Origin of the sequence: Thiorhodospira sibirica ATCC 700588, assembly GCF_000227725.2 — a bacterium.
Classification (GTDB): Bacteria; Pseudomonadota; Gammaproteobacteria; order Ectothiorhodospirales; family Ectothiorhodospiraceae; genus Thiorhodospira; species Thiorhodospira sibirica.
Window position 1 is genome coordinate 1,266,881 of the sequence record NZ_MU255056.1, and the last position, 12,918, is coordinate 1,279,798.

Sequence of the window (12,918 nt, forward strand, 5' to 3'; positions counted from 1 at the left end):
TTAAAAGATGATCGGGGTGTCGTTGGCATCCGGCGGTGGGCTTGCCGGTCTGGCACAGGGGGCCCAGTCAGACGGAATAAAGGCCTGGACAAAGGGCATCCAGGTGGTTTGTTCGCAATCATCATTGGCCAGCAACCCGGTCTGCTGGTCGATCAAATACCATTCAATCCCTTGCGGCGGCGGCTGTTCCAGGCCGCGCCGTAGCAGCGGCTTCATTAAATCGCCCCATACCGGCAAAGCCCCGCTGGCCCCCGTCAGGCCAGTGGATTGATTATCATCGCGCCCTACCCAGACCACCGCCAGATGTTCACCCGAATAGCCGGCAAACCAGGTATCGCGCAGCTCATCCGTGGTCCCGGTTTTACCCGCCACGGCCTTGTCACGCGGCAAGACATTTTGCAAGGATGCCGCCGTACCGCGCCGGGTGACCTCATGCAAGGCCGCCGTGAGCAGATACACCGCCGCTGGATCAGCCACCTGCCGCAGCGATAAGGGATAGCGCTGTAACAAGGCTCCCTCTGTGCTCAGCACCTCGCGAATGGCGCGCAGCGGGGCGCTATAGCCGCCTGCCGCAATCCCCTGATACATCTGCGCGACCTCAAAGGGCGTCAACTCCACCGCCCCCAGCAACAGCGAAGGATAGGGCGCAGGCCATTTACCCGGCACCATGCGTTCAAACTGGGTCACCACCTGCTCTAACCCCAGCGAAAGCCCCAGCCGGGCCGTGGAGACATTGTACGAACGCACCAGCGCATCCATCAGGGTGACTTGTCCGTGAAACTGGCGATCATAATTGCGCGGTGCCCAGGTGGCCCCGTGCGGCATACGCACTTCCAGCGGATCATCATCCAGCAAGGTTGCCAGCGTGTATTCCTGCGGTCGTTCCAAGGCCGCCAGAAACACCACCGGCTTGATTAACGAACCAATCGGGCGCTGCGCATTCAGGGCGCGATTGAAACCCGCATAACGCACCTGCCGATCACCCACCACGGCCAGCACCTCACCGCCGCTATCCGTGGTGGTGACAACCACCGCCCCCTGCAAGGTGCCCTCCTCCAGGCGCCGCGCTGTTTCCAATTGCCGCAGACGGTTACTCAGCGCCTCCTCTGCGTATAATTGCACCAAAGGATCCAGCGTGGTGAAGATCAGCAGACCCTCCGATTGCAACACCTCTTCGGCATAATCACGGCGCAGCTGTTCGCGCACCAGTTGCACAAAGGCCGGAAACGGCGTAATCCCGGAAGGCGCTTTCTCGGTCACGCCCAAGGGTCTGGCGCGGGCCTGCGAGGCGCTGGCGCTATCCAGCACCCCTTGTGCCACCATCATATCCAGGACCCGGTTGCGCCGCTCCAGCGCACGCTGCGGATGGCGGCGGGGATCATAATACGACGGCCCGCGAATGACCGCGACCAGCAAGGCCATGTGCTCAGCAGACAGTTCGCTTAAATGACGCTGAAAATAAAACTGCGCGGCCAGACCAAAGCCATGAATCGCCCGCGAGCCATCCTGCCCCAGATACACCTCATTCAGATACGCCTCAAGAATATCCGCCTTGCTGTAATGGCGCTCCAGCAACAAGGCCATGATGGCCTCATTGAATTTACGGCGCAAACTGCGCTCACGGGTGAGAAAATAATTTTTCACCAGCTGCTGGGTAATGGTACTGCCGCCCTGCACCGTGCGCCCGGCCTGCAGATTCGCCACGGCAGCCCGAAAGACAGCGATAAAATCAATCCCCAGGTGCTCATAAAATTTGCGGTCCTCCGTGGCCAGCAGCGCATCAATCAAGCTTTGCGGCACATCCTCCAGGCGCACCAACACCCGATCCTCGCCATGCGCGGGGTAAATATTGGCAATCAGCGAAGGCTCCAGGCGCATAATCCCCAAGGATTCACCGCTGCTGACATCCCCCAAACGGCTGATCCGTCCGCCTTCAAAATGCACCCGCACCCGTCGGGCAGGCTCATGCCCATCGGCAAAGGGAAAGCCCCGCGTGTGAATAATCACGCCGCCATCCTGCACCCGAAACTCGCCCGTGGCCTGCGTATCGCCCCGGCGATAATGCAATAAACCCAGCTCGCGCTCCAACGCCGCCTGAGTCAAGGGCAGGCCGACATACAACTCCAAAGGACGCGCAAACACCCGCGCCGGCAAGGCCCAGCGCCGTCCCTCAAATTCCGCCCGGATTTGCTGATCCAGCGGAATACTGTAAAGCACCAAGGCCCCCAGCCCCGCCAGCACGCCCAACAGCGGCACCAGGAACAGCAGCCACAACCAGCCCCGCTGGCGTGAGGGCCTCAATCGAGCGGCGTGACGAGGATTGGGTGATGATCGAGAGGCAGGCATACAATTTACTCACACAATGTAAATTGGCATAGTCTAACAGGGCGGGCGCTGCGGTGGCACAGGATGAGGGCTTATGTGTGATAAACAGGCCGTTATAAAAAAGTCACACTGACCTGAAACAGGCGCTCAACCTCATGGACACGGCGTTTATCGGATAAAAACAAGATCAAATGATCCTCGGCATCAATGCGGCTATCCGCTTGGGCAATGATGATCTCCTGCCCCCGCACAATCGCACCGATGATACATCCCTTGGGCAAACGAATCTGATCAATGCGTCGCCCGACCACCTTTGAGGTAATCGGATCACCGTGCGCGACGGCCTCAATCGCCTCCGCCGCACCCCGGCGCAAACTGTGAACCGCCACCACATCACCCCGGCGAATATGCGTCAGCAACGCCCCAATGGTAATCTGCTGCGGCGAAATCGCAATATCCACATTACCGCTTTGCACCAAATCCACATAACTGAGCCGATTGATCAGCGCCATCACCCGCCGCGTTTTAAGCCGCTTGGCCAGCATCGCCGAGAGAATATTCACCTCATCATCATTGGTCACCGCACAAAACACATCCGTATGCTCGATATTTTCCTCCAGCAACAGATCCTCATCAGCGGCATCCCCACGCAATACCACCACATTATCCAGCGTCTCGGCCAGATACTTGGCGCGCTTGGGGTCTTGCTCAATCAATTTCACATTGCAATGCTCCGAAAGATTTTCCGCCAGATGTTTACCTATATTGCCGCCCCCGGCGATAATCACCCGCCGATAAGGCCGATCCGGGGTGCGCAACTCGCTGGTCACCGCCCGGATATTTTTCTTGGCAGCGATAAAAAAGACCTCATCGCCGGGTTCAATCACCGTATTGGATTGCGGAAAAATCGCCTCCTCATTGCGGAAAATTGCCACCACCCGCGCCTTGACCCCCGGCATGTGCATCCGCAGATTGCGCAGCTCATTACCAATCAAAGCCCCGCCGCGATGCGCCTGCACCGCCGCCAGCGACACCAGCCCATCCGCAAAATCCAGCACCTGCAAAGCCCCAGGGTGCTCAATCAAACGCTGCACATAATTGGTCACCAACTCCTCGGGACTGATCAGCACATCAACGGGCAACGCCCCTTGCGAAAATAATTCCTTATGACGCAAATACTCACGCGCCCGCACCCGCGCAATCTTGGTCGGCGTGCGAAACAGGGTATAAGCCACCTGACACGCGATCATATTAGTCTCATCGCTGTTGGTAACCGCGATGATCATATCCGCATCCCGCCCCCCGGCGGCCTCCAGCACATCAGGATGCGCCGCCATGCCGGTGATCGTGCGCAGATCCAGACGATCCTGCAACTCACGCAAAATCTCGGCGCGGGTATCGACAATGGTGATGTCATTGGCCTCACTGGCCAGACTCTGCGCCACCGAACTACCCACCTGACCGGCCCCTAGAATAATAATTTTCATTTCATCGTCAATGGATTAAAGCATGAATGTAGACCAGGCCCCGCAACAAGCCCCGCCCGCCTGGAAGATGATAGCGCACTTGACCTTAAAGCAACGAATCCCGCAAAACCAAGCCATACAACACCGCCACTCGTTAAAACTCCCTGGGAACGCGGAGCACCCGCTCCGCATAAAAAAACTCCCCTCCTTTTCAAGGAGGGGTGCCCCGTAGGGGCCGGGTGGTTATCAAACACTACCCCAGCCGCCCAAAATATGCTAAGAAACACCTCAAACACACCCCCACCCGCCCCAAAACCAAGGACCGCCGATGACCCCGGAAGACTTCATCACCAAATGGCAAGACACCCCGCTCAAGGAACGCACCGCCGCGCACGAACACTTCCTCGACCTGTGTCGCCTGCTAGACGAACCCACCCCCGCCCAGGCCGACCCCCACGGCACCTGGTACTGCTTTGAAAAAGGCGCCAGCAAAGCCGGCGGTGGCAACGGCTGGGCCGACATCTGGAAAGCTGGCCACTTCGCCTGGGAATACAAAAGCCCCGGCAAAAACCTCCAGGCCGCCTTCAAACAACTCCAACTCTACACCCCCGCGCTGGCCTACCCGCCGCTGCTCATCGTCTGCGACCTGCACACCTTCATCATCCACACCGCCTTCACCGGCACCGTCCCCGAACAACAACCCTCCACCTTCAAGACCTGCGCGACCCCCAGCGCCTGCGCCTCCTCAAATGGGCCTTCAGCGACCCCGAACGCCTGCGCCCCGGCAAAACCACCGCCGCCTTAACCGAAGAAGTCGCCGCCCGCTTCAGCACCCTGGCCCAAACCCTGCGCAGCCGCCAACACCCGCCGCACGCCATCGGCCACTTCTGCATCCAACTGCTGTTTTGCCTGTTTGCCGAGGACATCGAACTCCTCCCCAACAAACTCTTCAGCCGCCTCCTTGACACCGCCCTCAAACGCCCCGAACGCGCCGCCGCCCTTTTACAAGAACTGTTCACCGCCATGGCCCACGGCGGCAACTTCGGCTTAGACGAAGTCCCCTGGTTCAACGGCGGCCTGTTTGACGCCAGCCACCTCCTCCCCCTCGAACAAAACGCCCTGCGCCTCTTGCGCGAAGTCGCCGAACTCGACTGGTCCGCCATCGAACCCTCCATCCTCGGCACCCTCTTTGAACGCGGCCTGGACCCCGCAAAACGCGCCCAACTCGGCGCCCACTACACCGACCCCGCAGCCATCCAGCGCCTGCTCAACCCCGTCATCTTCCACCCCCTGCACCGCGCCTGGGAACACGACAAAACCCACATCAACCACCTCCTCGACAGCGCCCAACACGCCAAATCCGCCGCCGCCAAACGCAAACACCACGCCGCCGCCACCGCCACCCTGCAAGCCTTCCTCGAACGCCTGCGCGCCTATCGCATTCTCGACCCCGCCTGCGGCTCAGGCAACTTCCTCCTGCTCGCCCTCAAGGGCCTCAAAGACCTCGAACACCAAGTCCTGCTCGAAGCCGAAGCCCTCGGCCTGGGGCGCTACTTCCCCGCCGTCGGCCCGGAAAACGTCCTCGGCATCGAACTCAACCCCTACGCCGCCGAACTCGCCCGCGTCACCGTCTGGATCGGCGAAATCCAATGGATGCTCGCACACGGTTTTTCCCTCGCCATGAATCCCATCCTCCGCCCCCTGCACACCATCGACCAACGCGACGCCCTGCTCAACGACGACGGCACCGAAGCCCCCTGGCCCAGCGCCGATGCCATCGTCGGCAACCCGCCGTTTTTAGGCGGCAGCAAAAAACGCGGCCTGTTAGGCGATGATTATTTCCACGCCCTGGAGCGCGTCTATGCCGGACGTGTCCCCGGCGGCGCAGATTTAGTCACCTACTGGTTTGAAAAAGCCCGCGCCCAATTAGCAAACGGCCACGCCCACGCCGCCGGCTTAGTTGCCACGCAATCTATTCGCGCTGGCGCTAATCGCAAAGTATTGGAGCGGATAGTACAAAGCGGAAAAATTTTTGAGGCTTGGAGTGATGAACCGTGGGTCAATGAAGGCGCCGCCGTGCGCGTATCACTGGTGGGCTTTGGACGAATGGAAGACCACGCCGATGCTCAGCTCAATGGGCAAAAGGTCGAACACATTTACCCGGATCTCACCGGATCAGAAGCGGGTGGCGAGGATCTTACACAAAAAAAATTACTCGCAGAAAACGCAAATAGCGCTTTTAAGGGACCAGAAAAAAGTGGGGCATTCGATATACCAGGGGACTTAGCACGACAATGGCTTGGATTGCCCAATCCAAACAATCGCCCAAATAGCGATATTTTGAAGCCTTGGGTCAACGGCAAAGATATTGCCGGACGCCTCACAGATACATGGGTTATTGATTTCGGTGTAGATACAAACGAAGAAGATGCTTCACTCTATGAGGCTCCATTTCAGCATATCTTGCAGCATGTGAAGCCCCAGCGTCAGAATAGCCGAGACAATGGTCGTCAACGATATTGGTGGAGATTCGGGCGTAACGGAGCAGATTTTCGAGGCGCAACAAAAGGCTTACAGCGTTTTTTAGTTACGCCACGAGTAGCCAAGCATCGATATTTTGTTTGGCTGAGCAGTGTTGTTTCGTCAGATTCCAGATTATTGGTCATCGCACGCGAAGACGATACCACCTTTGGCATTCTCTCCTCGCGTATTCATCAAGTGTGGGCACTGGCCAACGCCTCACGGCATGGCGACGGTAATGAAGGAGGGCGACCAACCTACAACGCCAAATCCTGCTTTGAAACCTACCCCTTCCCCAATGGCCTCACCCCCGCCGACACCGGCCAAGGCACCTACACCCTTGAAAGCGGCGCCATCGTCCCCCACGTCGCCCCCGAAGTCAGCGACCACGCCCGCGCCATCGCCCAAGCCGCCCACCGCCTAAACACCCTGCGCGACAACTGGCTCAACCCCCCGAATGGACCGAACGCCAGCCCGAAATCCACCCCGGCTACCCCGAACGCATCCTCCCTAAACCCGGACACGAAGCCGACCTCAAACAACGCACCCTCACCCACCTCTACAACCAACGCCCCGCCTGGCTCCAAAACGCCCACCAAACCCTCGACCACGCCGTCGCCGCCGCCTACGGCTGGCCCGACCACCCCCTCCCCGAAACCGACATCCTCACCCACCTCCTCACCCTCAACCGCAGCCGCTAACCGGGAGCGCGGAGCTTAAGCTCCGCACCGGGGGAGGGAGAACTCCAGCTCTCCTGTTTTATTATAAGACGTGGCGGCAAAGACTCTCCCCCTGTCAAGGGGGAGTCAGAACCACCCCGGCGCTACGCGCCACCCCTCCTTGAAAAGGAGGGGAGTTTTTTGTGATGACTACGCCGCTTTTTGCTCTAACACCGTCTCAATGCGCGCCAGTAATTCCGGGAAGTGTTCTGCATAATACAGCGGCTGGGTTTCTCGCGGGTTTTGTGCGCTGGTTTCGTTGCGTCCATAGCGTAAACCCGCTTCGGTGAGATGTTTAAAACGCTTGCTGCCGCTGCGGCTGGGGCGGGTGAGTTCTTCCAGTATCCCCATATCAAGCAATACCCGATTGACCGCCCGGGCGCTGTAGCGGCTGTGGTGTTGTTTGAGCAGGGCGGTGAGGGATTGCACCACGGGTTCTTCGCTGTAGGCGGGGAGAAAGCCGGTATCCAAGCCTTCACTGGCGCCAAGTTCATGGAGCATTCGCAGGATGCTGGGTTGGGAGGGTTTGAGAATGTGTACCGAGGTTTTGAGTAATTCGCCCTTGGCACAAACCCGCTCAATCAGGGGTGTCACCGGGCTGGGTGGGAATAAGACGGTGGCGGGTGGGGAAAATGGCGGTGAGGTGGCGGCTGTCTGCTGGGCTTCGAGTTCTTGCCAGCGAGCGATGATACGCATCCTCAAGACGGGATCATAACCACTGACCAAGGTTAGTGTAGTTAATTTATCCAGCCGGTACTGCGTTCGTTTTTTTCCTTGCACATCAACATAAGATTCTGATTCACAATGCCAATCCAGATTTGGATCGGCCTCCAGGCGCGTAATCATGGTGCGTATGTCCCGCAGGATATGCGGATGTTGTTTTCCGGTCAGGTCCGCAATTTCGCGGCTGGTCATGGATAATGCCGGATTCAAGAACGTTTGAGACATGAGCAAGTTTCTCCGTAAATTTAAGGATAAACCGCCGTATATAGTGCAAAGTATAGGGACGGCGGATTGCGCAAGGTTTGCACTACCGTTACAGAGAAACCGGCCACCGGGAAGGTGCCCTGCGCAAGCCACCACAGCGAAATGATAGGCAGGAAAAAACGCGCCGGATTATGGCGAGCGTGGGTTATGGTCTCTGTTTTCGGGGTGCAAATCCCGACACCATTTACACGGTGCATGGCAAGCTTAGGCAAGCCCATTCGCCCTGTCAACCGGGTGTGAAGGAGCGCCGAGTGGTACTCGGCCAGCTCCAACGCCAGGCTTAAAACCCGCCGAGTGCAACTCGGCGATCCCAGTGGCGGCATCATCCTGATGCCGCAAACAGAAAGCGACACCTGGAAGGTGTCGCCACACAGCGACGGCTGCCTGCCTGCCGCGACGCACGCGGCGCAGGCAGGGAAGCCGCCGCCACGAAGGCCAAAAGCCCATTACTGTCGCGCGCGAACGAGACGCACCCGGTTTGCAGAGATTCATGCCGCTTCGATTTGCGAGTAGTGCAGCACCATCAGATCCATTTCTTCAACACCAACTATCGCATAAGCTTTGCCGTCATCTCCGCAAAACTCGACTTCATAGGCCGATGCTCCAAGCCTTTCCACGACAGTACCCACTTGTCCCCTGACGAGTTTTGCTTTTGGTTGGTTGCGCAGCAAAGCGACAACATCGAATAGTTCAATTTTTTTTGACACCATCACAATGGCCTCATAACACGCAACAGGAAGTTAGATAGGGTATGGTTTCGCCGGTTTTAATGATCCATGTACTTCTGATCATGGCTTTTTTACTACCCCGAACGTACAAAAAATCAACAAGATAACGCCTGCCATATTGGTCGATTTCACCAACTGTACACTTTTCGGTGAGGATTTTTTGCCGCAAAATATCTGCAAGCTCGGGTGCATCAGTGCGATTCAGGCCCAATGCTGAGAGAAATACCCGCGCCTTATGTTTTCCTCTTGGATGTTGGTGATTTAGACAATAGTTTTCAATGTGCCGAATATCAACAACAGCTTGTTCTGCATTTGGAACGTTCACTCAATTCTCGCGGCATTGTGCTGAGTATCCCGGCAACGATCCCAGTGGCGGCATCATCCTGATGCCGCAAAAAGAAAGCGACGGCTGTAAGGTGTCGCCACCGGTTTGTGTCAAAGACTCTCCCCCCCTGCCAAGGGGGAGTCCCGCCGCAGGCGGGGAGGGGGTCAAAAACGACCCATAACCACCCCGCCCCTGACGGGGCGCCCCTCCTTAAAAAGGAGGAGAGTTTTTTTGTGGCTGCGTCATCTTGATGCCGCAAACAGAAAGCGACACCTGGAAGGTGTCGCCACGCTAAAAATAACCCTGAGTTAAAGATCGCTTTCTGTTAATCCAGCTAATTTCATCAGGTTTGATAACGTTCCATGCTTCAAGTCTCGATTTGCGTGCACGGGAACGGTAACCGACATTCCGCAGATGACTTCTAACGCTTTGATATTAAAGCATGGAAAAAATCTTGCCAAAAAATAAATATATTTTTATTCAGTAACTTGTAATTTTACTGCGGAATGTCGGGGTAAGAATGTGATTTTGTTCTTCATGTACATAGATATAATGGCTACCCTGAATGCGCTTCAGAATCCATCCCTGCGCTTTAAGGATTCTGCATAGTTTTTGCCTGATATCGATTTCACAATTCAATTTCTTCGATTTGAATATGTGCTTCTCGATGTGCTTGCTCGGTGGCGACGATCATCCAGCCTTCCGCCGCTTCGCGAATATTGGCCAATGTCGTGGGCAGATCGTCTCCCTCGGAAACGCAACCCGGAAGCGCGGGAATTTCGGCCCAAAAACCGCCCTCTTGCGCCGGATGTACATGCACTTTGAGTTTCATCGTTTCATCCTCATTATCGTTGCGGTTAAACGGGAGGACGCCCGTTTTGATCGTTTTCTCGCACTGGCAGTCATACCGATCGCTGGTGCTATGTGGCGGCATCATCTTGATGCCGCAAACAGAAAGCGACACCGGGAAGGTGTCGCCACACAGCGACGGCCAAAAGCCCATTACTGTCGCGCGCGAACGAGACGCACCCGGACGGCATAGCCCTTGGAGTAGTGGTTGACAAGACCGTAATGGAAGTACACGTACCACGCACGGCCACCATTATTGGCATAGGGCGAAGACGACCAAAACCAACCCGCAGGCGTGTTGGGAAAAACCGCCGCATTGATGGCAGGCAACCAACAGCTTTGCTCTACAATGGATTGCAGCTCGCGACGGTTGGGTAAACGCCAATCCGCATAGCCTGCAAATTGGGTGTTTTGTGCAGCAGCCTGTAGGGCATCTGCCCAGGTATAAGTTGATGCCTCTCCACTACAGTTAGCCCCGTCCCAGGTCTGCCCTAAGCTACAGCGCATCCACATTAAGCCGGTTGGGGTGTGCGTGACGGTGCCATCGTTGTGCAGCACAAAATCACTGGTGGGGGTGGTGATGGGCACTGCAGGATTGCGGTTTTCGCACACCACCTCGGCCGTTACCACTGCGGGCAGGAGCAAAAACAGCATTAATACAATGCTACGTATATGATATGTTAGTTTTAAAGGCATGGCGTGTAGGCTCCTTTTATATGCATTCAGCATTAAAACGTAGGTAGGGATTTCAAAATATCAAAATATTGGCTCTGTGGCAGATAAAGCGTGCGTACACACCGTCGCTTAAGTCCCCCTTTTAGATAGCCTTGTTCACTGCAAAAAATATAATAGCGTTGTTGTGCTTCCAACTCGCTTTGTACATCGGCCAAACGCTGCATCGGCACAGACCAGGCGGCAAGGTGCGCACTGCCTTGATATACCTTAGCCTTGATGTGACCGGGCAAGGCGCTGCAGAGTAACTCCCGGCCACATTCTACTAACAAAATGCTGCCCGGGTAGTGGGTTTGATACCAACGCCACTGTGTACTCATAGATGTGACGCACTCTGGTTGCCAACGCGGCCTTTGGCACAACACATCACAAAATAACAGTGCAAGCCATGGAAAATCATGCAAAATTTGTGCGTGTAAACGGTAGCTTTGTGCGTGGCGAAAATGCCCGCCGTAACTGGCCAACGTAGATCGCAATGCATCACGCCACTTGGGTGTAAGTTCCAGGCGATAGCCTTGTGCAACAGGCAGCATGCATTGTTTTGTCTGTATGTGCAGTGTGTTATACAGATTAGCAACCACCCGATGCCGCACTAGCAAATAGCTTGGGCGGACAATATAGCCTAGAAAATTGGCACCATTTTGTATGGGCGCTAGCGTCACGGGGGTTTTAAGTCTTAGATGCAGCGTATCATGCAAGAAGCTTGCAATGGCATCTTGCCAGTGTTGCAACTGCCGGGCGTGCGCATGCAATATGATAAAATCGTCGACATAACGAACATAGTGCCGACAGCGCAGTTGATGTTTGATAAATTGATCCAATTCATTAAGATAAAGGTTAGCAAAAAACTGGCTTGTCAGATTACCAATGGGCAATCCCGTATGAGGAGGGGCGCATTCCAGACGTTTGTGCATGGGAACCCGTTGATACGCCTCCTTGGCACTGATATGGATAGCCTGCAAGGCACACGGTTGCTCGATAATGCGCTGTGCAACCTCAAACAGCACACCTGCTTTAGCGCTTGAGAGGCCATGCCGACGCTGCGCTTTTGCCAGCTTATGCGCTAACAGCGCCAACAAGGTGGGATGATGGATGCTGTTGAAGAAATTACTGATATCCAACTGCAAAAACCATGCTTTAGTGTGATAGCAACGCATGAAGCGTTGCAAGCGAGCAACGGCAAAATGGGTGCCACGTTGCGTTCGATTCGCCGCCGCATCATGAATAAAATCCCGATCTATCAACGCTTCCAGTTCTCTGACAAGCCAATGATGCACCACCCGATCTTGGTAGTGCGCGGCATATACCTCTCGATTTTTGGGTTTGGTTACGGTAAAAACAACAGGTGGCCTGGGAAACCAACTCTGATGCGCTAGGGCATCTCGTGTTTGCACGAGATGATCCAGTAGTTGTTGCTCATACAGACAAGCTTGGTATGTTTTGCGCTTGCGTTGTCGACAGCGACGATAGGCCTGATCAATGGCCTGCAAGCTCAGATACCCCGCAGTTTCACTCTCGCGCGCGAACGAGACGCACCCGGTTTGTATTGTTCTTGTTGTTATTGTTGACATGACCGTTATTGAAGTTCACGTTCCACGCATGGTTACTATTATTGGCATTGGGCGAAGACGACCAAAACCAACCCTAGCCTGTTTACTTGGTTGCCTCAAACGCCATCCGACAACGGTAGGCGCTTAAGTGGATTATCCCATGGCTTATGTGGACATGGAGAAACAGGCGCACAGTGAATCGGGTCACGCAAGACGGGACTGAGACCGTTTTGCTTCTGCCCGGGTCTGTTTAAGCCAACCACCTGCCTGGCGTCCCAGATTAACGGCCTGTTCGGCCACCCGCTGAAACTGAGAAAAATTACGAAAGGCTTGTACCTCTTTGGCGAGCTGGATCTGAAGCTTGAGGTCATCAATTAACTCGGATAGTTCTTGTACCAACCGAGCACGGCTGTGCTGACGTGAATGAGCGCGGTGAATCGTCTGGCAGATGCGATACGTTGTTTTGCGCAATTCATTACCAAGTGTATATTTATGATAACGAGGAAATTCACGCACAATCTTTTCCATCTCCGTAACGAGACGGGTTGCATCCCGCCAGAGGGGTAAATAGTTCAAATGACGCATGGCTTGATCCGCTCACTCAAAAAATGGGGTTTAGTTTAAGTTTCAAGATAGCCCCCTATCTGCCCCAGGATATGCGACCTGCATACCTTGCGTGGGGTTTAAACCTTAGATACTAAAACTTTGCCGTCTAGT

The 12,918-nt window shown here is 55.6% G+C and carries 12 protein-coding genes and 2 pseudogenes; 3 read left to right on the forward strand and 11 right to left on the reverse strand.

The annotated features are described in order from the left end of the window. On the reverse strand, positions 1-2,346 hold the full coding sequence (mrcB, locus tag THISIDRAFT_RS06100) for a penicillin-binding protein 1B (RefSeq protein ID WP_006786431.1): 2,346 nt from the start codon (positions 2,344-2,346) through the stop codon (positions 1-3). A 92-nt stretch (positions 2,347-2,438) separates the two neighbouring features. After that, on the reverse strand, positions 2,439-3,812 hold the full coding sequence (gene trkA / locus THISIDRAFT_RS06105; RefSeq protein WP_006786430.1) for a Trk system potassium transporter TrkA: 1,374 nt from the start codon (positions 3,810-3,812) through the stop codon (positions 2,439-2,441). A 307-nt stretch (positions 3,813-4,119) separates the two neighbouring features. On the opposite strand from trkA, the gene THISIDRAFT_RS06110 reads away from it, so the two are divergent. The 3 genes and pseudogenes from THISIDRAFT_RS06110 (at position 4,120) to THISIDRAFT_RS15460 (ending at position 7,031) form a co-directional block, all read left to right on the forward strand. Then, complete coding sequence (locus THISIDRAFT_RS06110) at positions 4,120-4,596, forward strand: hypothetical protein (protein ID WP_006786428.1); 477 nt, start codon at positions 4,120-4,122, stop codon at positions 4,594-4,596. A 119-nt stretch (positions 4,597-4,715) separates the two neighbouring features. Continuing rightward, positions 4,716-4,814 (forward strand): annotated as a pseudogene (locus THISIDRAFT_RS15455) (hypothetical protein); the annotation flags it as partial. Then, positions 4,815-7,031 (forward strand): class I SAM-dependent DNA methyltransferase, encoded by a 2,217-nt coding sequence (locus THISIDRAFT_RS15460; protein WP_006786427.1) that lies wholly within the window; start codon positions 4,815-4,817, stop codon positions 7,029-7,031. A 149-nt stretch (positions 7,032-7,180) separates the two neighbouring features. On the opposite strand, the gene THISIDRAFT_RS06120 is transcribed toward THISIDRAFT_RS15460, so the two are convergent. From THISIDRAFT_RS06120 to THISIDRAFT_RS06160, 9 genes and pseudogenes are all read right to left on the reverse strand, one after another. Next, the gene (locus THISIDRAFT_RS06120; RefSeq protein WP_006786426.1) at positions 7,181-7,978 is read right to left on the reverse strand and encodes a Rha family transcriptional regulator; all 798 of its coding nucleotides are present in this window, start codon (positions 7,976-7,978) and stop codon (positions 7,181-7,183) included. Between the two features lie 527 nt (positions 7,979-8,505). Then, entirely contained in the window at positions 8,506-8,727 is a 222-nt protein-coding gene (locus THISIDRAFT_RS06125) for a DUF4926 domain-containing protein (RefSeq protein WP_006786424.1), read from the reverse strand. A gap of 10 nt (positions 8,728-8,737) precedes the next feature. Continuing rightward, positions 8,738-9,070: a DUF6883 domain-containing protein gene (locus THISIDRAFT_RS06130; protein WP_139063952.1), complete on the reverse strand. Its 333-nt coding sequence runs from the start codon at positions 9,068-9,070 to the stop codon at positions 8,738-8,740. 480 nt (positions 9,071-9,550) lie between these two features. Next, positions 9,551-9,709: a type II toxin-antitoxin system HicA family toxin gene (locus THISIDRAFT_RS15315; protein ID WP_217159109.1), complete on the reverse strand. Its 159-nt coding sequence runs from the start codon at positions 9,707-9,709 to the stop codon at positions 9,551-9,553. Beyond that, positions 9,699-10,034, reverse strand: a complete 336-nt coding sequence (locus THISIDRAFT_RS14745; RefSeq protein WP_246585338.1) for a type II toxin-antitoxin system HicB family antitoxin — start codon at positions 10,032-10,034, stop codon at positions 9,699-9,701. The genes THISIDRAFT_RS15315 and THISIDRAFT_RS14745 overlap by 11 nt, the downstream gene beginning before the upstream one ends. A gap of 38 nt (positions 10,035-10,072) precedes the next feature. Then, positions 10,073-10,615 (reverse strand): Lcl C-terminal domain-containing protein, encoded by a 543-nt coding sequence (locus THISIDRAFT_RS06145; RefSeq protein ID WP_006786422.1) that lies wholly within the window; start codon positions 10,613-10,615, stop codon positions 10,073-10,075. A 32-nt stretch (positions 10,616-10,647) separates the two neighbouring features. Continuing rightward, on the reverse strand, positions 10,648-11,928 hold the full coding sequence (locus tag THISIDRAFT_RS06150) for an RNA-directed DNA polymerase (RefSeq protein ID WP_159098499.1): 1,281 nt from the start codon (positions 11,926-11,928) through the stop codon (positions 10,648-10,650). Positions 11,929-12,160: 232 nt separating this feature from the next. Continuing rightward, positions 12,161-12,280, reverse strand: a pseudogene (locus THISIDRAFT_RS15025) (DUF1566 domain-containing protein); the annotation flags it as partial. 125 nt (positions 12,281-12,405) lie between these two features. Then, a complete protein-coding gene (locus tag THISIDRAFT_RS06160) occupies positions 12,406-12,786 on the reverse strand; it encodes a four helix bundle protein (protein ID WP_006786420.1) in 381 nt (126 codons plus the stop codon). Positions 12,787-12,918 lie beyond the last annotated feature (132 nt).

Bases quoted from the DNA above. Each gene is read 5' to 3' on its own strand.
- THISIDRAFT_RS06145 (WP_006786422.1), bottom strand. From the start codon at position 10,615: ATGCCTTTAAAACTAACATATCATATACGTAGCATTGTATTAATGCTG.
- THISIDRAFT_RS06110 (WP_006786428.1), top strand. From the start codon at position 4,120: ATGACCCCGGAAGACTTCATCACCAAATGGCAAGACACCCCGCTCAAG.
- THISIDRAFT_RS06120 (WP_006786426.1), bottom strand. From the start codon at position 7,978: ATGTCTCAAACGTTCTTGAATCCGGCATTATCCATGACCAGCCGCGAA.
- trkA (WP_006786430.1), bottom strand. From the start codon at position 3,812: ATGAAAATTATTATTCTAGGGGCCGGTCAGGTGGGTAGTTCGGTGGCG.
- THISIDRAFT_RS15460 (WP_006786427.1), top strand. From the start codon at position 4,815: ATGGCCCACGGCGGCAACTTCGGCTTAGACGAAGTCCCCTGGTTCAAC.
- THISIDRAFT_RS06125 (WP_006786424.1), bottom strand. From the start codon at position 8,727: ATGGTGTCAAAAAAAATTGAACTATTCGATGTTGTCGCTTTGCTGCGC.
- mrcB (WP_006786431.1), bottom strand. From the start codon at position 2,346: ATGCCTGCCTCTCGATCATCACCCAATCCTCGTCACGCCGCTCGATTG.
- THISIDRAFT_RS06160 (WP_006786420.1), bottom strand. From the start codon at position 12,786: ATGCGTCATTTGAACTATTTACCCCTCTGGCGGGATGCAACCCGTCTC.